27 protein-coding genes are annotated in these 22,669 nt (G+C 58.5%); 9 read left to right on the forward strand and 18 right to left on the reverse strand.

The window, feature by feature from the left end:
- Positions 1–17: 17 nt before the first annotated feature.
- The 8 genes from KUV26_RS16950 to KUV26_RS16985 form a co-directional block, all read right to left on the reverse strand.
- On the reverse strand, positions 18–2,213 hold the full coding sequence (locus KUV26_RS16950; RefSeq protein WP_222509208.1) for a head maturation protease, ClpP-related: 2,196 nt from the start codon (positions 2,211–2,213) through the stop codon (positions 18–20).
- Positions 2,197–3,723 carry a phage portal protein gene (locus KUV26_RS16955; RefSeq protein WP_222509209.1) on the reverse strand — a complete coding sequence of 509 codons (1,527 nt, stop codon included), beginning with the start codon at positions 3,721–3,723 and terminating at the stop codon, positions 2,197–2,199. The genes KUV26_RS16950 and KUV26_RS16955 overlap by 17 nt, the downstream gene beginning before the upstream one ends.
- 3 nt (positions 3,724–3,726) lie before the next feature.
- Positions 3,727–3,930, reverse strand: coding sequence for a phage head-tail joining protein (locus tag KUV26_RS16960; protein ID WP_222509210.1), 204 nt, complete (start codon positions 3,928–3,930; stop codon positions 3,727–3,729).
- 5 nt (positions 3,931–3,935) lie between these two features.
- Positions 3,936–6,026, reverse strand: a complete 2,091-nt coding sequence (locus KUV26_RS16965) for a phage terminase large subunit family protein (RefSeq protein ID WP_222509211.1) — start codon at positions 6,024–6,026, stop codon at positions 3,936–3,938.
- Positions 6,027–6,647: a terminase small subunit gene (locus KUV26_RS16970; protein WP_222509212.1), complete on the reverse strand. Its 621-nt coding sequence runs from the start codon at positions 6,645–6,647 to the stop codon at positions 6,027–6,029.
- A 150-nt stretch (positions 6,648–6,797) separates the two neighbouring features.
- Positions 6,798–7,424: a hypothetical protein gene (locus KUV26_RS16975; protein WP_222509213.1), complete on the reverse strand. Its 627-nt coding sequence runs from the start codon at positions 7,422–7,424 to the stop codon at positions 6,798–6,800.
- Between the two features lie 385 nt (positions 7,425–7,809).
- The gene (locus KUV26_RS16980; RefSeq protein ID WP_222509214.1) at positions 7,810–8,508 is read right to left on the reverse strand and encodes a hypothetical protein; all 699 of its coding nucleotides are present in this window, start codon (positions 8,506–8,508) and stop codon (positions 7,810–7,812) included.
- A 578-nt stretch (positions 8,509–9,086) separates the two neighbouring features.
- A complete protein-coding gene (locus KUV26_RS16985) occupies positions 9,087–9,341 on the reverse strand; it encodes a hypothetical protein (protein ID WP_222509215.1) in 255 nt (84 codons plus the stop codon).
- A gap of 356 nt (positions 9,342–9,697) precedes the next feature.
- On the opposite strand from KUV26_RS16985, the gene KUV26_RS16990 reads away from it, so the two are divergent.
- Together KUV26_RS16990 and KUV26_RS16995 are read left to right on the forward strand one after the other, a co-directional pair.
- Entirely contained in the window at positions 9,698–9,880 is a 183-nt protein-coding gene (locus tag KUV26_RS16990) for a hypothetical protein (protein WP_222509216.1), read from the forward strand.
- Positions 9,880–10,305 carry a type II toxin-antitoxin system death-on-curing family toxin gene (locus KUV26_RS16995; protein ID WP_222509217.1) on the forward strand — a complete coding sequence of 142 codons (426 nt, stop codon included), beginning with the start codon at positions 9,880–9,882 and terminating at the stop codon, positions 10,303–10,305. The genes KUV26_RS16990 and KUV26_RS16995 overlap by 1 nt, the downstream gene beginning before the upstream one ends.
- A gap of 4 nt (positions 10,306–10,309) precedes the next feature.
- On the opposite strand, the gene KUV26_RS17000 is transcribed toward KUV26_RS16995, so the two are convergent.
- The 6 genes from KUV26_RS17000 to KUV26_RS17025 all read right to left on the reverse strand — a co-directional run bounded on the left by KUV26_RS17000 (position 10,310) and on the right by KUV26_RS17025 (position 14,943).
- Positions 10,310–12,103, reverse strand: coding sequence for a phage/plasmid primase, P4 family (locus KUV26_RS17000; protein WP_222509218.1), 1,794 nt, complete (start codon positions 12,101–12,103; stop codon positions 10,310–10,312).
- A complete protein-coding gene (locus KUV26_RS17005) occupies positions 12,100–13,212 on the reverse strand; it encodes a primase-helicase zinc-binding domain-containing protein (RefSeq protein ID WP_222509219.1) in 1,113 nt (370 codons plus the stop codon). Before KUV26_RS17005 ends, KUV26_RS17000 begins: the two co-directional genes overlap by 4 nt.
- 72 nt (positions 13,213–13,284) lie before the next feature.
- Positions 13,285–13,779, reverse strand: coding sequence for a single-stranded DNA-binding protein (gene ssb, locus KUV26_RS17010; protein ID WP_222509220.1), 495 nt, complete (start codon positions 13,777–13,779; stop codon positions 13,285–13,287).
- Positions 13,779–14,066 carry a hypothetical protein gene (locus KUV26_RS17015; RefSeq protein WP_222509221.1) on the reverse strand — a complete coding sequence of 96 codons (288 nt, stop codon included), beginning with the start codon at positions 14,064–14,066 and terminating at the stop codon, positions 13,779–13,781. The genes ssb and KUV26_RS17015 overlap by 1 nt, the downstream gene beginning before the upstream one ends.
- Positions 14,067–14,327: 261 nt before the next feature.
- Entirely contained in the window at positions 14,328–14,597 is a 270-nt protein-coding gene (locus KUV26_RS17020; RefSeq protein WP_222509222.1) for a hypothetical protein, read from the reverse strand.
- On the reverse strand, positions 14,590–14,943 hold the full coding sequence (locus KUV26_RS17025; protein WP_222509223.1) for a hypothetical protein: 354 nt from the start codon (positions 14,941–14,943) through the stop codon (positions 14,590–14,592). Before KUV26_RS17025 ends, KUV26_RS17020 begins: the two co-directional genes overlap by 8 nt.
- A gap of 189 nt (positions 14,944–15,132) precedes the next feature.
- Here KUV26_RS17025 and KUV26_RS17030 point away from each other — a divergent pair, with 189 nt between their 5' ends.
- The 7 genes from KUV26_RS17030 (at position 15,133) to KUV26_RS17055 (ending at position 18,818) form a co-directional block, all read left to right on the forward strand.
- Entirely contained in the window at positions 15,133–15,474 is a 342-nt protein-coding gene (locus KUV26_RS17030; protein ID WP_222509224.1) for a helix-turn-helix domain-containing protein, read from the forward strand.
- A 515-nt stretch (positions 15,475–15,989) separates the two neighbouring features.
- On the forward strand, positions 15,990–16,151 hold the full coding sequence (locus KUV26_RS17035; protein WP_222509225.1) for a hypothetical protein: 162 nt from the start codon (positions 15,990–15,992) through the stop codon (positions 16,149–16,151).
- Positions 16,148–16,561: a hypothetical protein gene (locus KUV26_RS23710; protein ID WP_261399946.1), complete on the forward strand. Its 414-nt coding sequence runs from the start codon at positions 16,148–16,150 to the stop codon at positions 16,559–16,561. The genes KUV26_RS17035 and KUV26_RS23710 overlap by 4 nt, the downstream gene beginning before the upstream one ends.
- Before the next feature lie 8 nt (positions 16,562–16,569).
- Complete coding sequence (locus KUV26_RS17040) at positions 16,570–17,406, forward strand: tyrosine-type recombinase/integrase (protein WP_261399947.1); 837 nt, start codon at positions 16,570–16,572, stop codon at positions 17,404–17,406.
- A gap of 59 nt (positions 17,407–17,465) precedes the next feature.
- Positions 17,466–17,678 carry a hypothetical protein gene (locus tag KUV26_RS17045; protein ID WP_222509226.1) on the forward strand — a complete coding sequence of 71 codons (213 nt, stop codon included), beginning with the start codon at positions 17,466–17,468 and terminating at the stop codon, positions 17,676–17,678.
- A 46-nt stretch (positions 17,679–17,724) separates the two neighbouring features.
- Complete coding sequence (locus KUV26_RS17050; RefSeq protein ID WP_222509227.1) at positions 17,725–18,330, forward strand: Gp49 family protein; 606 nt, start codon at positions 17,725–17,727, stop codon at positions 18,328–18,330.
- Positions 18,327–18,818 (forward strand): hypothetical protein, encoded by a 492-nt coding sequence (locus KUV26_RS17055; RefSeq protein WP_222509228.1) that lies wholly within the window; start codon positions 18,327–18,329, stop codon positions 18,816–18,818. The genes KUV26_RS17050 and KUV26_RS17055 overlap by 4 nt, the downstream gene beginning before the upstream one ends.
- 133 nt (positions 18,819–18,951) lie before the next feature.
- Here KUV26_RS17055 and KUV26_RS17060 read toward each other — a convergent pair whose 3' ends face one another.
- The 4 genes from KUV26_RS17060 to KUV26_RS23870 form a co-directional block, all read right to left on the reverse strand.
- Positions 18,952–20,337 carry an ATP-binding protein gene (locus KUV26_RS17060; RefSeq protein WP_222509229.1) on the reverse strand — a complete coding sequence of 462 codons (1,386 nt, stop codon included), beginning with the start codon at positions 20,335–20,337 and terminating at the stop codon, positions 18,952–18,954.
- A 188-nt stretch (positions 20,338–20,525) separates the two neighbouring features.
- Positions 20,526–21,596 (reverse strand): type I restriction endonuclease, encoded by a 1,071-nt coding sequence (locus KUV26_RS17065; RefSeq protein ID WP_222509230.1) that lies wholly within the window; start codon positions 21,594–21,596, stop codon positions 20,526–20,528.
- A 346-nt stretch (positions 21,597–21,942) separates the two neighbouring features.
- Complete coding sequence (locus KUV26_RS17070; RefSeq protein WP_222509231.1) at positions 21,943–22,236, reverse strand: hypothetical protein; 294 nt, start codon at positions 22,234–22,236, stop codon at positions 21,943–21,945.
- Positions 22,237–22,578: 342 nt separating this feature from the next.
- A partial coding sequence (locus KUV26_RS23870) for a transposase domain-containing protein (protein ID WP_409996951.1) occupies positions 22,579–22,669 on the reverse strand: 91 nt, incomplete at its 5' end.

Consider the following 22,669-nt stretch of genomic DNA (forward strand, 5'->3'; position numbering starts at 1 on the left):
AGCCGTCAGGCCAGGAATTAGCCGCGGCGGTAGCCGCCCCGGAACTCCGCCGCCGTTGCGCCGAAGATGTGGCGGGCCACCATGTTCACGCCATCCGGGTTCATGCCCTCTTTGGTCATGACCGTCGGGGCCTCATAGCCATCCAGGAAAGCGTGTTCCAGAACCGGCAGGTCAGAGGCGAACAGATACCAGCGGCTATCCGAACCGCCAGCCGCGGCGCCCAGCGACGGCTCAACCACCGGGGTCAGGGTGGCACCAAACGGGTTGGCATCTGCGGCCTTGGCCGGGGTGGCCGCAGCCACAAATTGCCCAGCCGAGGTTTCCAGGGCGGGCGGCACATACAGAAGATCCGGCGAAACAGCGATGAAATCATCCTTGTCTTTGGAACCCGCCGGGCGCTGCTCCCACATCGCCTTGCGGCCATCGCCCACAGTGGTCACGCTGATAGCACCGGCTGCGCCAAGGTTGCCGTGATCAGCATGGAACAGGGCCTTATCATCGCCGGTTTTGGCGTTGTCGCGGATCAGGCCCCAGGCAATCTTGCTTTCCAGGGTACCGGCTGCACGCGCGAAATCGCCCGGCAGGCGCTCGAAAACGCCCATATCGTCGTTCACGATGGCCTCAAAGGTCAGGTTGATCTGCCGCCCGTATTTCGCCACCTTGAGGCCCGACGCCTCATCCGTGATGGTGGACTGCAGATATTCGCCATTTTCGCCTACCGGCTTGAGCTGGAAATCACCACCTGCGGTGATCGAATGCAGCGCGCGGAAGTCGGATGCGCTTCGCTGGCGTGAGATCCGGCGCCACGTCGAGGCCCGGCGCTCATAGGCAGCACGCAGGGTGCGGCCCATCACTTCAGTGGTGATGTAGGCAAAATCGGAGGTGCCCATTGCTCCCGACATGATCGAAGTGCTGCGCAGACCGGCGCGGATCGTTTCGATCTCATTGAAGCCCGCCGAGCCGCCTGCAAGGTGCATTGCCAGATTGCGCAGGCGCATCCCGCGGTATTGCTCCGCCGGGCCTTCCAGGGCGTGCATCAGCGGGTTTGCACGGTGCATCAGTGCGCCGATCATGCCCTCAACCTGCGTCTGCGCCTCATCGCGCCGGATCTCGACACGCACACCGCGCGGCTGATTGGCCGACATGACCGCCAGGATCCGCGCGTTTGCCTGTTCCAGAGTGGTGCCGTCGTGGCACATGCGGTCAACCTCCGCCTGCGGGATGTGCGCCATGAAGGGCGCAGCGGCCTCGCGGATGCCCTGCTGACGGGCACGATCAGCGGCAACCGCATCCGTGGCACTCATCTGCGGAGCGGGGGCCGGGGCAACCGGAGCCGGATCCTGCATCACGGGCGCCGGGGCAGGGGCCACGGGCGCAGCCGGGGCAGGCGCAGGGGCCGGAGCCGCGGGCGCCGGAGTGGCCTGCATCTGCGGCGCCACCGGGGCACCGCTGGCCGCCGGAGTTGCGGGAGCAACGGCACCGGGCGCGTTCGGGGGGGTATTGGACATGTTCACAACCTCATTTCCATTGGGCATCTGCCCGGTTTCTTGGCTTGCGCCATCGCCAAGGCCCGCCTCTTGGGCCTCGAATTTCATTTGCGCCTCTTGGGCGCGGTTGAACGCCGCGCGCGCTGCACGCTTGGCAGCGTCGTATTGCATCACCGGATCCGCATCCGCCGCTGCATCCGAAGCCGTGACAGCATCGGCAAACCCTGCTGCAACCGCCTCTTTCGCGTTGAACATGGTTTCCGCCTTCATGATCTCGCGGGCGGCCTCAGGCGTGATGCCAGCGCGGGCCGCATAGACAGCCGCGTATGCGTCTGCCATCGCGCTCAGATCATCCGCCGCTGCGCGGAGCTGATCAGGGTTGCCATAGGCCGGTGCAGACGGGTCATGCACCAGCATCAGCGAACCCGCAGACATTTCGATGCGATCCGCTGACATGATCATCAGCGATGCGGCAGAATGGGCGTTGCCCGTGACCTTCACAGTCACCTTGCCGGGGTGCGCCTCAAGCGCCGCCCGGATCGCCTCGCCCTCAGATGGCGAGCCGCCATCACAGTTGACCATGACAGTCACGTCACCGGAAAACTGCCCGAGGGCATCAATCACCATTTTCGCAGAAAAAAGGCCGGTATCACCCGGCCAGATCCAATCATCTTTGACGACTGTTCCAAACAGCCAGATCGCTCCGGCCTTAATCAGTTCGCTCATACTCGCTTTCCCCTTTCAATGAGCCAGTGAAATCCGCCGGATCATCCCCGGCGATTAGCTGCATGAGCGCGATCACCGCCCGCATCCCGACTGACTGCCGTTCCTGATCGGCCATACCTGCGGCGAGGCCATCCAGGCGGGCCGCATCATCTTTTCGCTCCTGAGCGATAATGTCGGGATCCAGACCCATTGCGCGTTGCTCGCGGCTGAGGCTCGAAAGCCCGCCAGCGATCTTGGCGAGGATCGACGGAATTTCCTTGACCGGATCAATCAACGCGCGGCGCTGAGCGGTCCAAGACACTTCCAGCGGGCTAAGGCGTTTGGTTTGCGTCAGCCGGTAGGCATCCAGCGCCCAACGGCCAATGCCCGCGCAGAACTGCGCAATCATGATCTGCTCTTGCCATGTTTCAATGTTCTTATCCATTTCGAGCCGCCCGGCCCGCATGGACGAGTAATTGACCCGGCTCAGATCACCGCTGAGGCTTTCATAGGTGATGCCGATGCCCATAGCGACTGCGCTCAACCCGAGCCTCATCACCACGTCATAATCATCAACTTTGGGCGGATCAGTGAATATTACTTCCTGCCCCTGCTCAGCGTAAACCAGTGCGCCCGGCGCCAATTGATCCAAACCCGGCGCATCACTTGGCAGCTTCCCGCTATCACCGGGCTTGATAACCCCAGCGAGCAGGGCAGAGATCTTTTGCTTGAGGATCTGCGCTTCCTGATAGTCGCGCATTTCCCCAAGCGTCACCATTACCGGGGCCAGCCAGGGCACGCCCCGCATCTGGCCGGGCCGGTCAATCCGCCGGATGTGAAGAACATGCTCAGCCGGGATCCGCTGTGTCTTGATCGAGATCTTGCGCGAGGCTGAGCCGGGATGCTGCTCATAGAGGTGATAAGCCACCGCAACGCCGTCCGCGTCAAATTCGATGCCGTCCCGCACCTCATTGCCGCCGTGATCAGTGATCACCGTGTTCAGGTGATCGACTTCCACCAGCTCCACCGCCAGCGGCAGTGCCCGCCCGTCATTCGCGCGCACATGCCGGATTGCCAGCACCTCGCCGCTTTCAACAACGCTGTTCATCACAACGGTTTGCATGGAAGCGAGGTTTAAGGCCCGGTGCTTATCCAGATCGGTTGACTGCAGAAACGGCAGGATTTTTGCTGCCGCAAGATCAGCTTGTTTCTTGCTCCTGCCGGTGATGGATGGTGTGATGCCGGATCCAACAACGTTGTTTGTGATAACCGACTGCGCTCGCTTGGCAAACGGCGCGTTGCGGATCATATCGCGCGAGCGCTGCCGCATTGTGCCGCGGCCACCGCGCGATGCAGCATCCGCATCCGTCGCCGGAGAACGCCAGCCCTTGACACGGCGGCCATTGCTCGCCGCGTCATAGTTCATAAGGATTTTCGCCTCAATCTTGGCTTGGATCCGGGACAATCCGCGCTGCGGTGAAACCGCAAGGATTGCCTTATCCAGCATAGAGGCGCTGCTGAAATGCATCATACCTCAAAGCCCCCGGCTAGTGGTTGCATAGATCAGCGGGACCGATGGGTGGGCCGGGGCAAGATCGGCCTCAATCATCGACTGGATCCGGCGCATTTCGTTCAGATCGCGATACTGCACCATTTCGCCATTGATCATGGCTTGCTTGAGGCCGCCTGCGATGGCGGCCTTGATGTTTGCAAGGTCCGCTTGCGTGTATGTCGCCATGCTGCTCACTCCAAGAAACTGATTTTGCGGGGCGCCTTTTTCACGGGCCGAACCGGACCCTCTACCGGCTCAGGCTCGCTGCCCTCGCTCATCGGCACCGCAAATGGGTTTGACAGGCCGCCGCGCGCCCAATCATGCGGATCCGCTGGATCCAGGCGCAGCAGCCCCTTGTGTTCAGCCGCCGCTTGCGCGTAGCTGCTGAGGTCGATGCTTTCGTTTCGGGGCTGCAATTTCTCATAGCCCTTTTCGGTCCAGCGCTCCGCCGTGAACTCTTTCAGCGGATCCTCCGGCATCCAGTCGCCCAGCATCAGGGAACCGGGGCCGCCATCCTCGCGATCAAGGGCAGAGAAAACCGTGTCTTTCAGCTTGTCGGTTGCGATGTTCAAAAGCTTGATATCGCGGGCCTGCCCGCCATCGCTTTTACGCTCCGGCGCCTTGTACCAGACCCGGCCCGAAACCCTGTAACCGCCATGACCCCGCACGAAAAACCAGCGATCCGCCTCACCTTCAGCCCGGCGATCCTGCCAGAATTGCGTTGCCCGGTCTGAAACCCCCGGTTTGCCGTGAAAGTCGCACGCCATTGCCATCGGGATCAGGCCATATTCCTGCCCGTCAACAGGGTAGGGCGTGCGCAGCACCGGCAGCAGCACATCCCAATCCTCAATGTACTTGTGCGGCTCAAGCACCCGGCCCTTTGCAAGCGGCGCATCATGCGGCGGCTTGAACAGATCGAAACGGTCAATGATCAGTTTGCGGCCATCCAGCCCAAAGGCCGTGATCTGCACCACAAAGCGATTACCCTGCACATCCGCCGAAGCGATCAGGAACCGCGCCCATTCCGGCGCGACCTTGTGCGCAAATGGCCGGCACATCCGTTTCAGCGCCTTAAGGGTCAGATCCCCCTCAGTGCTGAGCGCCCGCGGGACATAGGCAAGCCCCATATCCGTATTCACGACAACCTTTAGCGTTTCCTCATCACCGCCAGCATCAACAGCCCGCTTTGCGGTTTCGTATTTACTGACGATCCGCGCCCAGGATGCAAAGGCTGCAGCGGCGCCGTTCAGGTGATAGCTCACCCGCTCGCTTTTGCGCACCTCGCCGCTATCAATCCGGGCAAGCCCGCCCTCAGCGGTTTCATGCAGCCAGTACCCTTTGCGGTTCAGATCAACCTTTTGATCATGAGTGATCCAGCAGCCGTTATGCGGGCACAACATCACCGCGGCCTCACCGGCCTCAGCCGGTGATAGGCTCTTGTCATAGTGCAGCTTGTCAGTGTGCGGCTCGAATGCCTCGCCGCACTCAGGACAATCCCAATACCAGCGCGCACGCGTTCCGCCGTTGTACAGCTCAAGGATCCCCGAACAGGGCGGGGCCTCATGCGGGGTTGACGGCTTCCAATCCACCTCAGTGACCATGTAACCGGGCGAGGCTTCCGCAACAGTCATGCCGCGCGAGCCAAGCGTTTCCGTCCGCTTGGCACCCATCGCAAAGGGCGAACCTTCATTGCCGATGTTCAGCTTCATCCGGTCAATGTCGGTAAAAAGCACAACCTGCGTTGTGTTCCCCGAAAGGAAATTCTTTGTCGGGGCGCCGATGATGATCTTGGCCCCGCCGATGAATTTCTTGCTCAGAATATTCCGGTCTGACCGCCCTGTGCCCTGCCGTTCGGCAAGATCCGGGCTGTTTTCGATCATGGGTTTCAGTTCCTCATCAACCCATGCCTCGCCGGAACTTTCGGTCATATGCACGATGCGGCAAACACAGGGATTGCACAGCACAATGTGGCTGACCGTCGAAAGCAGCATGACGGTTTTGCCCGCCCGCGCTGGACCCACAAAGATCACCTCGCGATAGCGGCGGGATGCCGTCATATCTGCAGGCTCATTCATGTAAGGTGTGACGTTCCGGTCAAAATCCACCCAACGCCCGTTTGCGTTGACCTTCATGTGTTTCTCTGCCGCTGCAATCACACCCATGCGGGCTGCAGGCGTCAGGGTTGGAAGCGCACGCACCAGCGGCACCGAGACACCGGCATAGGGCGGCAGCGGCGGCAAATCAGGGATCTCGCCGGGCCGCCGGTTAGGCATCACCACCATTCACAACAACCTCCCATCCAGCGGATCGACAACTTGCGTTTGATCCTCCCCCAGGGCCGCGGCCTTGATCTTGGCTTGGACGCTGCGCAGGATCCCGTCGTTATAGTCAACCGCCCGCTCGACCTGATCCCCGGTCAGGCTGAACTCACGTTCCAGCCAATCCGGTTGCCCATCCAGGCCCGCCCGGAACTCGCCAAAGATCTGATCCAGCAGCTCAACAACCTCATCCACATGGATCAGGGCGCCGCGGGCGCGGGCCGCTTGCATCCAAACAAGCTCAGCCTGCGCCATTTCTTTCCGCTGACCTGCGGAAAACCCCGCCGCCTGATCCCGTTGACCCGCGTTGAGAAATTCCATGCGCTGTTGCGAAACAAAATCATCCGCAGCCTGTTTCTCAGCCTGTTCCCGCGCCTTGGTTTCTTCAAACCAGCGCTTGCAGTCTGAGAACCGGAACTCATAGGCAACGCCGTTGCCGCCCTCGCCCTCAACCGGCATTCCCTTTTTGCGCCACTTGTCGATGGTGTTTTCTGAAACACCGAAGATCTGCGCAATCTGCGAGCGGTTCAGCAGCGGCTCTGCCGCGGCGGCCTCTGCATCTGCGGTTTCGGCTTCCTCTGCCATGCCGGAACCCCCTCTTTGTCAGGGGCCAGGGCAACAACAACATCAACCCTAATCTGTATCCCTGAGCATCATGAAACACATCAAAGCACCGGGGCGCGAATTACCCGCGTGCGGTCAGGGGCCGGGAAGGACCCAAAGGCCCAACGCCCCTTAGCGTGCGGTTTTCACTGCATAGGCCAGATGCTTAGCGATGGCGGGGCCGATCTCCCGGCTCGCCAATACCTTTGCCCGCGTCTCGAATTTGAGGCGCGGCGAATACTTCACTGCGGATTTATAGACCGCCAAGAGCTTGAGGCCCTTGGCACGTTTGGTTCCGCGCGTGCCGTCCCGGCGCCGCCCCCGGTCAGGCCTCTGCCAGACACCGGCCACACCCTTCACCTTGCCCGAGAACACGTTAGGCTTGGCGAGCTGGCGCTTGAGCGCGCCGCGGGGCATGTTGCCATATTTGTTGAGGCGGGCACCCACCGGCACAACCACGGCCTTGCGCTTCGCACGGCGCGTTCCGCCGGAAGCCTGCAGGGCCAGGTAATGGGATTGAACTTTCTTGAAGCCCACCACGCCGACAGGGCGGCGCTTGGAGGCGCGGGCTACAAACATCCCCCGTTTGGTGAACGGAGCGGGCCGGTCCAGATCGCGTTCTAAGCCGGATTGCTCAGCGTCGCGGATCTGACCGGCCACGTCATTGATACCTAGAGCGGTAGCGAACGGCAGTTGACTTGATGCAATGCTGTTCAGCCGCCGCTCTATGGCGCGCGTGTCTACGGACAGTTCAATCATGTGTAGGGTTTCCGGTGCGCGCCAAATTGAAAACTGTGGCCGCGCGCCCCGGTGCAGTCAGCAGGCTCAGCACCGGGCGCGTAAACGCAGAGCCGGTGCGGCTTAAACCTGAGGCGGTAGGGCTAACGCGGTCCTGCCCCTTGGCGAGGGGCTGATAACCCCGCTTTCGCGGGTGAGAGCAAAAATATTCGTGTTATGTGGAGCGAGATCTAGGCTACTTCATGGCTGGAACCCCTTTTCGGCTGGCGCTGGTGGCGGCAAAGAAAACGCCCGCGCTGCTGCTGCAGGGCGGGCGTTGCCGTCTAGGCACACCTATAATCAATAGATACACCTTATAAGGTTGGGCGCCGGGTTTTGTCAAACACTTTCCGAAAAGTGTACCGCGTTACGCATCCCAAGGCGTGGGTGCATCGCGCGCCACCAGTCCGAGAACACGGGCCATCAGCTCAAGATACACATCCGCCAGCGCGTTCAGCTTGGCAACATCGCGGCGATGGCCCGACCAGCCCGCGCCCTGCAGGATCGCCTTCATATCGGAACCATCCAGGCAGACCGCATCCATCAGCGCACGGGCCATGATCGGCTTGCGGGCGCCGCCGCCCTGAGTATTGGGCGCCAGAGCCACCCCTGCACGGTCCAGTGCCTTTTGCACCGTCGAGATCGTGTCCGCATAGCGGATCCGGGTTGTCACACCGCCGTCATTGGTGGCCGCGCCGCCATCCACCTTGCCGCCCTCAGCCGATGCGCCCGCCACCGATTCGACTTTCTCGACGGCATGAGCGTAAGCCTCAGCCGCAGCCCGGCGCGCGTCCCGCTCATCCATCCGGCGCAGCAAGGCTGGCATCCGCTGCCGGGTGGCCTGCACGCCCGGCGGCACCAGCTCAAAAGCTTCCTCCGCCCCGCCGTAGGTGGTTGGCGCCGGAGCGCTATCCTTGGCCTCGCACAGCTCTGCCGCTGCACGGGCCGGGCCGGGCGTGGCCCGCTCGCCGCTGCCGACACCCACAAGCGCCCGCCGCTGCGCCCGGTTGGTGATGATGGCGATATTGACCCGCTCCGCGATCAACCGCGCCGCTACATGGTTCATGCTCAATTCCTCTGTTCAGCCACAAAATCTAGTGAAACGCCCCAGGTACGGCCACTATATACGAGACGTGATGCACCTTAAAAGGGGTTTCTTAGGGATCGCACCAAGGGATCAGGGATCAGGCAGGGACCACGCGCACCCCGGATCCCTGCGCCCGCGCCGTCGCTCAACCTCCTGATTTTCCTAGTCTTTGTTTTTCACTTAGGGATCATAGGGACCATTGGGATCAAGATTTCCGTACACACACAGGAAAGATAAACACGCAAAAACGCGCACTCACACACATAGGGCAAGGCCCTCAAGGTTTGGTCCCTGTGATCCCTATGGTCCCGGATCTCGCGTAACGCGCTGATATTACTTTGCAAAAACCCGCACCCCTGAAATAGGCCACGTCCCGCCAAACCCGCGCCAAGTCCCTATGATCCCGCAGATCTGATTATTCCCTTCCCTTCCCACCTACCTATAGGGGTCTTAGGGGGCGAAGCGTGCAGCCGAAAAAGAGGGGTGCGGGGATCGCAAGGCAGAAAGAAGAGGCCGCCCCGGTAAGGGGCGGCCCAACATAAGCGCATCTGCGCGCCTTAATGCTGCTGCTCAGCCCCGCGCAGAGCTTCCGAGGAACCGCCCGCGTAAGTGATGCGATAATCCTTGATCTGCTTTCGCCCGCAGCGCTGGCAACGCATCTTGGAGACGATTTCCCCAACGCTGGCCTGCGGGCCGCATCGGGCGATCAGATCCGAAACGGCAACCGGGGCCGCGTGATCGCAGGCCCCGCATTCAACATAGAGCTGATGATTGGGGATCACCCCCAGGCGCGTGCCGCCTCGCTTTAACATGGCAGCCTTTTACCTAGCACCAGGCGCCCAGGAAAGAGCCCCAACCTCAAAATGGCATCTCATCAGGATCACGCACTGCGCTTGGCGTATCGGATCCGGGGCCCTGCCAGGGCAGTTGCCTATCCGTCGATTCCCTGTGGAGCCTCAGCAGAAGCGCATTTTGATCACACCTTAAAAGCTGAATTGCGCACTCAAAGGTGTTTCGCAATCATTAAGCGCGCGACTCGCACAACTTGACAGGCACACTCAAGGCCCTATATCAGCCCACCTAACGCCCAGACCGTAACAAATTGTTCAGTCAATACTTGTTTACATGGGCTTTGGAGAGTGCTTGTATTCTCCTAGGAGTGAGAGAGATGAACACCTGTAAACACATGGGCTGCCGGAATTGCAATTGCGGGCGCTTTAGCGCGCACCGTGTTGCAAACGCGAATTTTGCCCCGAAGCAAAAGCCCAAGAAGGTTGTTCGCCGCGATCCGCTAAAGGCCGCCGCTCAGATTGAACAGCGGTTCAAGGAGACTATGCAGATCCTGTCTTGATGTTCTCTTTAGCACCGGAGGAAGGCGTTGATATCGTCTTCCTCACCATTGAACAAATCGATTACTTCCATGAATTGGCGCTCAAAGAGGGCGGCCTTGCAGGCAACCTCAAAACGGATGATCTGAAATCTGCAATTGGCCGACCAATGACCGCGCATCACTTTGGCGGGATTTGCGACCTGCTCAATTTGGCCGCACGCTACTGGCACGGGATTTCCATTGCGCATGGATACTGTGACGCCAACAAGCGCACAGCCTTCATATCGGCCATCGCCTTTCTTGAGGCGAACGGGATCGAGATCGACGAAAGTGTTTCATCTGGCGAGCCAGGCCGCTTCATTGAAGAACAGTTCCAAGCAGGCACGTTCACGGTAGAGGTGTTAGAGCAATACCTGAGAACCCGCTGCCGCTGGATTGAGGAATAAGCCCTCAAACAACGGGATCATAACCGCCGCCAGCATCATATTTCGCTCGCGCATCTGCATCCTCGCGGTTCTGGATGAACTCAGCGCTCAGCCGGATCCCGCGATAGCCGGTATCGCTTACCTTGGCCGCGGTGAAACCCTTGCCCTCTGGCGTCTTGTGAAACTTGGATTTGTCGCTCAGGTGCTTGGAAACGGTTTTTGAGGTCCAGGGATCCCCCTTGCCCGCATCCACATACCACCAATTAAAAGCGTCGATCAGCTCGCGCGAACGGGTGAACACGTCGGGATCCCCATCCACAACACAGCAGTTGTTGATAAACACAAGCATGGGATCGCTTTCCTCACGGTATTCCTCAGTTGCGTCCAGGATCTCTTGCGGGATTTGCAGGCCGTCAGTCAGCCATTTCTCAAGCCCTTCCAGCATCCAATTCAGGATGCCGGAGCGCTCCGCCCACAGCTTTTGAGGCAACAGCGGATCAACGTCCTCATCCGGGATTGACACAAGGAACGGAACCAGCAGCACCCGGCGCCAGATCCCCTTATCCGTGCCGCGGATCTCCGGCTTGTGGTTGCCGGAGATAGTCAGCTTGAACTCAGGCGTTACCTCAACAAATTCCTGCTGCATCCGGCGCACAAGGATTTCCTCGCCGCCCGTGATCGCCTTGATAAAGCCCTCTTTCAGCTTTTGGCCGCGCTCCGGCTCAGCGGCGCGCACCATGCGGGCGCCAGGAAGGCGCACCAGATCCGGCGTTGCATCTGAGCCCTTGCGCTGATCGGATCCAGCGAGGCTTTCAATCGGCACTGTGGTTGCATAGGCCGCCATCATCTTTGCGATCAGATCCACAATGGTAGACTTGCCGTTGCGACCCTCGCCATAGAAAAAGCACAGCTTTTGTTCAGTGGTCAGGCCGGTTAGGCAGTAGCCAAACCAGCGCTGCAGAAACTCGCGAAGCGCCGGATCCGGCTGGATCGAAATCAGGAATTCCTCAAAATCCGGGCACAGGGCATCCGGGTCGAATTCCACCGCCATCATCTTTGAAAGGTACTGATCCCGCGCGTGTTTCAGCACCTCGCGGATCAGCTTTTTCTTGCCGCTGCGCGGATCCATTTCAACCCGAAACCGGATCACGCCGGTTTCCGTGTTGATCATCAGCGGATCCTCATTCAACCGGGTAAGCGGCTGGTAAAGGTCAACCTGCGCCTCGCGCATCATGTTGTTGATCGGGCCGGTGTTTCCGGCCGCCTTGGCGTGCGAATGATGGCCGCGGCGCAGGGCCGCCAGTTTCCTTTTCAGATCCTCGCTGCGCTCAACAACCTTTTCCAGATCGCGCAGCCGGGCCTTTTGTTCCTCAGAGCGATTGGAGGGCGTGACCGCTTTGATTTCGTCAACTTCCTCGCGGGCCTGATCGCCCGCCTCAACCTGCATCTGTTCCCATTCCTCAAGACGGATGTGCTGCGCCTCGCGGGTGATTTTACCGGAAACCTGCTGCGCAAGGCGGCGGGTTTCTAGCTGATCATCATCCTGTTCCCACAGCCGGTCTCTCCAAGTGAACCACGCGACCCGCGGCACAAACAGGCAGTCAGCGCCAAAATAGCTCTTGAACCGCTTGCCGTTGCCGTAGTCGTTCAGCGGGAAAACCGCGCATTCCTCCGCAAGGAGCTCATCGGGATCATGGGCGGGATCGTATGGGCCGGCATCCTGAGGGGTGCGGGGATCCGGGCCAGGGCCATAGCCATCAGGATAGACCGGCTCAGCCCGGTCAAAGGCTGCGCGCACATCGTCGTATTGTCCGTTCATTGCTCGCCGGGCCTCTTTATCATGTTGTTCAGATCTCCGCCGGGCACGGATGGCACGATATATGCGCTGAGGCCGGGGTTGATCCTCATTGCCCGCTTGGCGCAGGCTGTTAGTTGTGCTTGGGTCTGGCGAGGCTCGCTATCGCCATCCTTGATTAGCCAGAAATCACTCACCGAGCAGGGCGGCACAAACGAGGGGCCGCCATCCATATCCGGTTCATCCGAGAACTTGCCGCCAATGCGCTTGCCCGACATGTTGCCGAGATCCACACCAGCCCAATAGCTCGCGCCCGGCAGGACGCCGCCAACCAGGGCGGTCAGGGTTGTCTCAATCCCTTCACCAGACACCAGCGAGGAACCGCAAGCGTTTCCGGTGAGGCGGATCGCGCCGCCCTGCTTTGATCCGCGCACCACCTTGGACGGCAGTTGCTCGCCATCGGGGGCAAAGATCTGCGCTTTGCCGCTAGGCTGATCCAGATCTATCCAAGTGCGATGCACCGCGCGCATCATGCCATCCGGGGCTTGCACCGCGGCCACCAGAACCGGTCCGGAATACAGTGTGTGGTTTCGCCTCTTGATCCGCTTCACATAGGGCAGATCCGGGATGAACCGGAAGCACTTGAAGGTGTGCGGCAGCAGCTCGAAATCCGGCACCCGGAAAGCAAGGTAATCCTCTGCCAGCGTGCCCCGGAAAGGCTCGCCCGCCTGCCAAATGCTGACCGCATCGCGGATTGCCCAGGCACGATAGCGCGCCTCATCTGCCTTATCCTTTTTGCGCTGTTCCTCTTGTGCCTTCCGGCGGCGCTCGCGCTCAGCCGGGTCAATCTCTGCGCCGCGCTCGCCCTCAAGAACCTCAATCGCTTCCATGAACGTGCAATCAAGCACGAGCTGCACAAGCCTGATGTGATCGCCCCCGCCGCATGACCGGCAGTTATAAACACCGCTTTTCAGATTGATCGAAAAGCGGTCATTGCCCCCGCACTTGGGGCACGGCCCGACACCCTCGCGCTTGCCGAATTTCACGCCAGCGAGCGGTGGCAGCTTGTCCAGAACCTCACGCATAGTACGGTTGCGCGCATCATCAATGCGGGGATCATGCACCAGCGTCATGCGGGCACCTCAATCAATCAGAAATTCAGGGGGATTCGCTGGCAGACATATCCGCCAGCGAGGCGCTCAAAATTAGAACGGGATTTCATCATCATCTATGTTGTGATTGCCGCCGCCGGATCCACCGCCATAGCCGCCGCCGGAGCTGCCACCGTACCCGTCACCGGATCCACCACCATAGCCACCACCAGACCCGCCGCCCGAACCGCCATCCTGCCGCCGGTCAAGCATGGTGAGAACAGAGCCAAAGCCCTGCAGCACCACCTCAGTTGAATAGCGGTCCTGCCCGCTTTGGTCCTGCCATTTGCGGGTTTGCAGCTGACCCTCAATATAGACCTTGGACCCCTTACGCAGGTATTGCTCCGCCACCCGCACAAGGCCCTCATTGAAGATGGCGACAGAGTGCCATTCCGTGCGCTCGCGGCGCTCGCCTGTGTTGCGGTCTTTCCAGCTTTCAGAGGTGGCAATCCGCATGTTGCAGACCTTGCCGCCGTTCTGAAACGTGCGCACCTCAGGATCCCGGCCTAGGTGGCCGATCAGCATGACCTTGTTGAGAGAACCCGCCATCAGATCGCACCCACAGCAAAGGCCACAGCCATAGCCGCATCAAACGACAGGATCACAGCGCCCGCCGGAGGGCGATCCCGCGCAGGGTTCAAAGGCAGGCTTGTCAGGTGCAGGGCGCCGGGTGTTACCGGCGGCAGGAACCCATTTGAAAGGCCCATTTTCGCCCAGCCGTCAATAACCTCGCGGCAACCCAGGGCGCGGGCGAGATCCTTACCGTGATGCGTCTTGCCGCAACCATGCGGGCCGTGAACGATGATTGTGCGGTATTCGCGTGCTTCCTTAGACATTATGAAATTCCTTGTGTAGCAGGGGAAACAAGCGCGCTTTTGCGCGACCAGAGGGGGCAGGACACCGCGTTGCGCGGGCCATCCACTTTGACTTGCCGGGTCGCGCAGGGCTGCGCCTTTGCCCGGATCTCCGCATCCGGCGGAAAGCTTGAACAGGTGCCGCAGATCCGTTGCAGACCAATCGGACAATTCGGCATCTTGGGATCCCGCCGCGGATCGCGGCGCACCAGACGCCGCCCGCCAGCAGAGAAATAAGTTTGGTCAGGCTTTGGCATTGACGCCATCCTGCAGGCTCACACCGCCCTTGCCCTCAATTCGTCCTTGGCGGGCAATCTTGCCCCGCACAACGGGCTTGGGCGACGGCAGGACGCCGGGACAATCACGGCACAAAACCAAATGACTGCGCAGCAGCTCAGTTGCCATCTTTTCCAGCGATACCGGAGCAAGGCCGTTCTGAATGGCGAAAACACGCGCAATATGCGCAATCTCTTTGCGCTCCTTGTCGTTCAACGTCAGGGTGATCTCATGCATTTTCACACTCCGCATTCTCTGCGATGGTTTCCCGCCAATCGGGGAAACGCTCATCCAGCTTGGCGCAGACGCGATCCGTGTAAGCCCGCACATCCTGAGGGGTTACGGGCGGCAGAACTTTCCCTTTTTCCGCGGCCTGTTTGCGCAAAAAATCCTCAACCGCATTGGCGCGGGACAGCCGCAAGTCCTTGCTGTGCCCCTTCATAAACCGGCCAACCGCGTTAATGCCGCCAGTTGCGCCAGAGACAACTTGAGCGGGAAGCTCCAAGTCGGTGACAGCGCACAAAAGCCAACCGCGAAACACGGCAGGGGGCGGGAGATCCGCCAAAATTCCTTGTTCCTTCATGGTGCTCCCTCACAAAACAAACACTATATGTATCCATAACACCTTTAAAGGTTCGGTCAACCCGGCAAGCGCACCTTATTAAGGGTAATCCCTACTTGAAGTTGCCAACCCCACCTTTAAATGTTAGCCATTCGTTAGAGGGCGACAGCCCAACCACTCGAAAAGTTTGAATTGATTAGGTAAAAACAAATGGCGAAACCAAAGAACGAGCGCAGACCAGAAGTCCTGCGCAAAGTCGAAAACGCCCGAATGAATTTGAGAATGGCTATTTCCCTAAGTCCCTACAGCGAGACATCCGCCGCGGTTGAGGGGGGCATGAGCAACAACGTCCTGGGGAAGTTTTGCAGAGGTGAGACAGACATTACTCTGACAAACCTGCTTTCAGCATGTGAAGTGCTAAACGTCCCAATCTCTCTAATCGTCTCAGATCAGGCAATTTCACCCGCACGCATCAGGCTTGCCAAACTTATTGACAGCGTAGACGCAAAAGACCTTGAGGCATTTATTGCCGCCGAAAAGGGCAGGGTCTAAGATTTCATGAGTGCCGCCAGATCCGGCAAACAAGTCAAAGAAAAAGCGGCGCTGGCGCCGCTTTAGTTCTTTTGCGAGGCGGCGTTAGCGCTCCGCCAGGAAGCTTTCCAGGCGATCCGCCAGATCATTCAGCTCTTGCTCACCCCGGCCAGCAGCCATAGGGGCAAGGGCGCCAAATACTTCGAACTCATTTTGACAAACAACAGCAGCCCCGGCGCAATCTTGGGGTGCTGAACCTGAATTGCGGGAACCCCCGCCGCTTTCCCGATGAGCAGAGGCGCCCTCCGGGACAAGCTGCGCACCGCCCATATGGGGCATCTGCGGTTCACACATTATTGTATCCTTCCAACCTTAAATCGTCATATGCACACTCCTAGGGCGCTAACTTGCGTCAGTCAACCCGGAGCTGCACAACATGTAGATGCGCACGCAGAACTCTATATGAAAACCTTTATTGCTTGCGGCACACCTTTAAATGTGTGATACACACCTGAGACGCCCTTAAAGGTGAGAGCATGACCAACATTGACATACCACCGCCACAGGCGGGCGCTTGGCCGCCATCAGGCGGCCCGATTGTGGCCTTGATTGACGGCTCAGGAATGGGCGTTTGCCTGTTGATTCTCTTCTTTCTTTTCACCTGCGGCATGATCATCAAAGAGGCATCCGGCAAATGAACAAGCTGCAGATCCTCACCCAGGATAAAAACCTCAACACGGATGAGGCAATTGCGTGGCTCGCGGAGCATGGAATTGTCACCAACCGCGGCGGCCTCGACACTTTGCGCCGGGAAGGTCTTTTGAAGTGGATCGAAACCCGCGGAAAATTCAAAGTGCTCTACCGGCGCGAAGATCTGGCAGATGCCTTTATCACGGAGCAACACACATGCCCCTCAAGCTTAGAAGAAAACCCGGCTCGCCCAACTGGTACATCCGCGGGACTGTCTCAGGGATCCACGTTGACCGCAGCACTCAAACTAGTAACCGAAAAGCGGCAGAAGCGATCCGCATCAGGACGGAGGCGCAAATCCTCCAACGTGCTGCCCTTGGAAAGAAAGCAACAGCAACCTTTGAGGAAGCCGCAGTAAACTATCTGATGGCTGACGGCGAGGAGCGCTTTCTTGATCCTCTGCTGCGGCATTTCGCGGGCAAAAAACTGTCCGAGATCGACAATGCTGCAATCAACGCAGCGGCCCAAAAGCTGTATCCGAAGGCATCCCCGGCGACGATCAACCGCCAGCTCATCACGCCGATCTCCGCCATCCTGAACATGGCCGCCGAGGACAAGCTTTGCGATCCTATCCGGCTGCGCCGCCGCAAGGTAGACACCAAAGTTACCCGCTGGCTGACACCGGAGGAATTTGAAGCCTTCGCGGCAGAGCTGCCGCCGCACCTTGCTAGGATCATCGGTTTCATGATCGGCTCAGGCGCGCGCGTGCGGGAAACTCTCAGCCTACAGGCGTCAACCTTCTACCAGGGCACCCGGCAGGCGTATCTTGTGGACACGAAAAACGGACATCCCCGGATGGTCGAGTTTCCCGAACGCGCCCGGCAGATGATTTGCACTAAGGGCCTGCCGGAAAAAGGCACTCTGTTTCTTTCCTCGCGCGGCAACCCCTATGAGCTGCGCGACAATACCGGCGGACAGATCAAGACGGCATTCAACAAGGCGCGCCACCGCGCCGGATTGGAAAGCAAAGGCCCGCGCAAGGTGACGCCGCACACCATCCGCCACACTTGGGCCACATGGTTTTACTCTCAGACCCAGGATTTCGGAAAGCTCTTGGATCTTGGCGGATGGGCCGATGCGGACACTGCCAACATCTACCGCAAAATGGCACCCGAGGATCTGCCGGAACGCCTGCTGCAGCACGGCTGGGACTTCCGGCGCGGGCACCAGCCACACACCAGCAACCTGCGCGCCCTGCGCTGATAGGAGGTCAAGCAACTATGCCGTTTAGCAGCAAACCCTTTCCACGTCGGCGGGCAGGCATGATCCGGCCCGGCCTTGGCGCCACCTATGAAAGCGCCAACGAAGTTCGCAAGCGCAAAGGAATGCTGCTGGTCGGTTATCTGCGCTGCCGCAATGAAATCACAGAGCCGGGAATGCCGGACTACAGGCGTAAACAGGCCAAGAGCTGGAAATCCTTCTACCGACGCAAACACCTTGAAGCGCGGCGGCGGGACACTCTGGCTATTTTTTGACCTGACCGCACCTTTTATCTTGATTTGAACCCTTAAGAGAAAGTTCATGACTGATAATCCCGATGCCCCGCGCGTCACCCCTGAAATGGTGGATCTCGAAATCAGCCGGGAACTCTACCACGTACCAGAGGGCACGACGCTCACCATCTGCACACTTGAGCTGCAGAACGGATTTACCGTCACCGGGGAAAGCCCGTGCGCGGATCCCGCAGATTTCGACCTTGAAGAAGGCCAGCAGCGCGCCAAGACCAAGGCCCGCGAAAAGGTGTTCCTGCTGCTGGCCTTCCGGCTGCGCGACGAGGCACACAGCCAGGAAACGCGCCGGAATGAGGCCCGTGAGAAGTTGCAGGGCAGCAAAGCGGCGCAGAGCGACCCGCTACTGCGCGCAGCACTCGAAGGCCCGCAAGGCTATGCCAAACGGTTTCTTGAGGATCGCTGCGCCATCGACGGCAAAGATAGCACTTTTACCGCGTCGCATGTGGCCGTGACAGCGTTCCGCGAATGGCTGGCACTCAACACTGGGAACGCTTGGCCCGAACACCTCGCCCGGAAAGCCCTGCTGCTTGTGGATCAGATCGACGGCAAACAGATCCGTTACGTAAAACTGCAAAACACTGGCTGGACCGGCTTCAAACTGAAGGCCAGCAAATGACCGCGGCGCAGTGGATCGGGCGGGACTACTACATCGGGCGCCTCAAGGTTGGCGGGATCTCGCCCGGATGGACGCCCGGCCCCAATGGCGAAACCTTTGCCGGGCGCTGTTCGCTTCCAGGCGCCGCCCAGGTGCTAGGCCCCTACGGGACCGAACAGCAGGCGCGCGCAATGGTCGAGAAATCAACCGCCAGCCGGATCAAGGCCATGTTTGGCGCAGGCCCCGACACCACAGCCGCGGCGGTGAGCGACGGGCGCAATCTTCGCGTGACCGCCCGCGCAATCCTGATGGCGGGCGTGTGGAGCTGTGACAAGCCGGTCAATGTCTACGCCATGTTTGACGATCTCCGGCACGCTTTAGGCATGAAGCGCGAAGATGTGCCAGCCATCCCGAAACCCAAGCCCCGCAAGGCAGCGGCAGACGAATACACACCCATGCCGCCGGAGGATTTTGAACCCTTTGAGGAAGATGGAAGGCAGACAGGATGAACTACTCCGGCGACTGGATCACAAAATGTCAATCAGCCCCGCCGCCAGGAAATGCCCTTGCGCCCGCTTTGCGCAGAAAACGGACTTTGCAACATCTTACCAAAGCACCTGCAGCCGCTAGTCAATGGCTCAATTAGCTCTTGGTTGGCAGGGGTTTTCGCCATGCGGAGGCACGACCGCGTTTGCCGGGAACTTGTTCAAGTAGCCCCCGCTTTCGCAGTGCAACGAATTCGTCCTTGACTTGAACATCACGCCTAAGACCTGTGATTTCACGACCAATCTGGTTCGTGATTTCAGTGTGGGAATCCAGATATTCCATGATGATTTGGGCAGGGCTAGCAAGTCTTTGGTGCCGAATAAAGACAAGAACAGAGTTCTCTGTCTCTGTAATTTCAGGCTCAGCCAATCGGATTTTCTTCATGGCCTCAAATGCTGTATTCAGACCTTCACCAACATCCTTATTAGGAGGATTCGGGAACTTGTTGGCCATCCTCACAATTTTTCCGTTTCGAGCAAATTGTTCATCCAGAACAGTTTCGATTGTTACATGCCCAGCGAGCCTGCCCGGACTCTGCACCTCAATCCTATCATCATAAATTCGAATTTGTGTGTCGGTAGCGATGCTGTAGTCCCTATGGAGAACTGCGTTTGTTATGATTTCATGTAGTGTTTCGTCAGGGTAGCTGATTTCCTCAAGGCCGCCCTCTGTCATTCTCTTGATGCCCTCAACGATCTCCTTAGTTTGTGCTACAGCCTTGGAAATCAAGTCGACGATTGGACCCTCAACCGTCAATGGGTCGAAGGCAAGCCTTTCTCGGTCGACTCCTTCGTCGGTGGTTGTGTAGCGGAAAATCTTGATTGCGCACCGCTTAGGGAGTATGGCTTGCGGTTCATCCGCAAACAGTAGAATTGACGCAACTGTTGGAGAGCCATTATTGAGAAGAAATTGAGATTTAAGCCATACTTCCGGCTCGGAATGGGGAATCTGTTGTAGCATAAACTCCAGTGCCGTAATTGAGTTGGAGACTTCATTCACTTCGACGTTCACGGTCTCATCTTCAAACGAAGCAATACCTTTATCAAGTTCCAACCTCCGCAACGCGTCGGTTGTCTCGACCTTTAAGTTTTGGGCGTTTCTGCGAGTATACGGGAGGTCATTTGTTGCCTTAATAATGCCCTGAGTTTTTCGAATGGTGATGTGAAGAAGATAGCCTTCTTCATTTTCGGACTCGAGAAAAGATGTACTACATACATTCAGTCCGCCAAGTTTTTCAATAATTGCAAAGATTGGGTTGGCCGCCTCTTGATCAGGGAAACCCCTCCAATAGTGCTCCTTGCCTTGGATGTCGGCGACTTCGTCCACACCGACAATTATTTCACCGCCGCTAGTGTTGGCAAAAGCGGAGATGCTCTTCGATAAAGAGGCGGGAGATACTTCCACAGCCTTATAATCGAAGAAGATACCCTCTTCTTGCTTGAGCAAAGACGCAATGTCTTCAGCTGGAACAATTTTTTTCATCTGCCCTCCAGGAGTCGCCAACCCCGAACCTAGCGGGTAAAGACTAGTGGAGCCAAGGGGGCTTTCTTGAAAGTTCTTATCCTACCGTAGATGCTGCAGCTCCCCGTCTAACGATCCTACAGCCCAGGTCCGCATAGGGCTGCCTGGGGCCGATGCAGTGCCCCGGCCCTGACGGATTTTCCTAAGCTTCACTGACCATATGCGGAGATGACAGCCTCCAGTGCTTCGGCATGCATATAGAGTTCTTCAATTGATGTGATTTTATGCTTCTGCTCGTTCTTATCCGCGTCGAAAATGACTACCGATTTGTTGGTCGGCGAGTTGAAGAATAGGCGGCAAATTGGGCGGCGGTTGTTGTCGTCCATTAGGATTGCGCAGTAGCTTTTAGCGTCACGCATAGCGATCCGGTTCACGTCCACCATTTTCGCACCTATGGCACGGATGATGCGATGGGCTTCGATCTCTTCCTCCGTGGTCACGATATCGTCGTCATTCTTTGCCGCGTCACTTTCATCCGGCACCGTGCTGACGTCTGCACTACCGCTGTTCCGGAAGGTGATGGAGAGTTTGTCCTGGATGCGGTCGCGTATCAATTCGTCCAGCGCGGCCTGGATTGCGGGCTTCAATTGTTCGGCCACGTTCTTGGTAATCGAACCATCGTAAATTTGACGTCCAACAAGCCGTACAAATTCGTCGTCGGGGTCCTCAAGTTGAGCTTTAAGGTAGTTTGACGCCGCCCTCGTATACTTCAGTGTAGAGGCGGCCTCGATGATCTGATCAATTTCGAAACTTTCCTTGCGGAAACGGGACAACTCTTCGACCTGGACGGCATCGTAGGACTGGAAATCGAATTTGAAGAATGGCTTTTTGTCCATTTTGTTCGGAGCGTCGGTATCGGAGAAAAACCAAGCTTCCCGCCCATTAGTCAGAATGGCAAGGCGCGCTTCAGTAACCGAAAAGTAGCGAAAGAGCTGGTTGAACTGGGCATCGCCGAGCTTCGATGTGATAGGTTTCGCCTCCACCAGCATGGCAATTTTCCCATCAATTTTTACAGCGAAATCAACCTTTTCACCTTTTTTTGTTCCGACGTCGGCCACAAATTCTGGGATGACTTCGTTTAGGTTGAAAACATCAAAGCCCCAAGATTGCAGCAAGGGCAGAATGACCGATGTTTTCGTGGCCTCTTCAGTTACCGCCTGCTGTTCTGCGATCCTGGAGCGTTCCGCAAGCCCCTCCACGAGTTGAAAAAAATCGCCCATAGCACTCTCCCAAAAGAACTGTTTCACGTTCTTACAATCCAGAGGTGTTCGTCAAGGAGGTTATTTAATCCGAGTCTGCTACAGGGGTGAAGGTCCGCTTCGGGGCTGCGAACGGCATGCGGTGCGAGTGAGGCTCCCTACTCTTACAGCTCAAAAACCTTGAGCCGCCGCGGTGGCTCCCGCAGTCCACGGCAATCCGGCTGCACTGCAGGAACCGCGCGCACCACTCGCAGGATCTCAGGCAGCACCACCGGGACCGCAAGAGAACCGACCGCGAGCGCGATCAAGCCCACGCTTAACCAATCCAAAGGCCGCAGCTTTCTGCGGCACGGGTGAACCGGCCCCCTCATTGCACCATCCCCAAAACCCACCGGCCTAAGGCCGCGACCTTTTCCCAAAGCAGCGCCAGACCAGACGCCACAGCCGCAAGACCCAGGATCACGCTGCGCCAGCGCGCCCGCACGATCCCCTTGGCTTCCTCATATTTCGCGATTTCAACCAGAGTTTCGCCATATGCGAGGATCTTGCGTACCCGATCCACCTCATCAGGCTTGAGCCGGGTTACATCGCCGCCAATGGCCGCCTGCAACTCCCCCAAAATGGCTAGGATCTGCTGATCCGCCGTCGCTTGCTCTTGCACTCGATTTTCCTTTCTTAGCCGCTAGACCCAGGAACAGCCGCACGGGCGCGCAATCCGGCCAGAAAGCGCGATCCGGGCAAAATCCGGGAGGTGGTTTTTTGAGATTGTCACAGGTGGTTGTTTTTGCTTGATTTCTCCCAAGCGGCCTTTTCCCTTGGTAAGGGAGAGGTCGAGAGTTCAATTCTCTCCAGCAGCACCATTTCACCGTTTTGCTTATGTATCCCCGCTAACACCTTGAACGGAAAGGTGAGAGCCGGAGTTCGATACCCTTGAAAACGATTGTACCTGAGGGGTTCGGAAAAGACCATTCGAAGGTAAGCGTTGCCCCCGCCTCACGCGGGATCAGCTTGACGGTGGGAAGTTCCAGGGCAGGAGCTCGTCGAGCCGGCTGGCAGGGTGACCTGCAGCGATGGCTTCGAGGGTGGCCTTGAGG

It is taken from the genome of Leisingera daeponensis, from assembly GCF_019801465.1.
GTDB classification, from domain to species: domain Bacteria; phylum Pseudomonadota; class Alphaproteobacteria; order Rhodobacterales; family Rhodobacteraceae; genus Leisingera; species Leisingera daeponensis_A.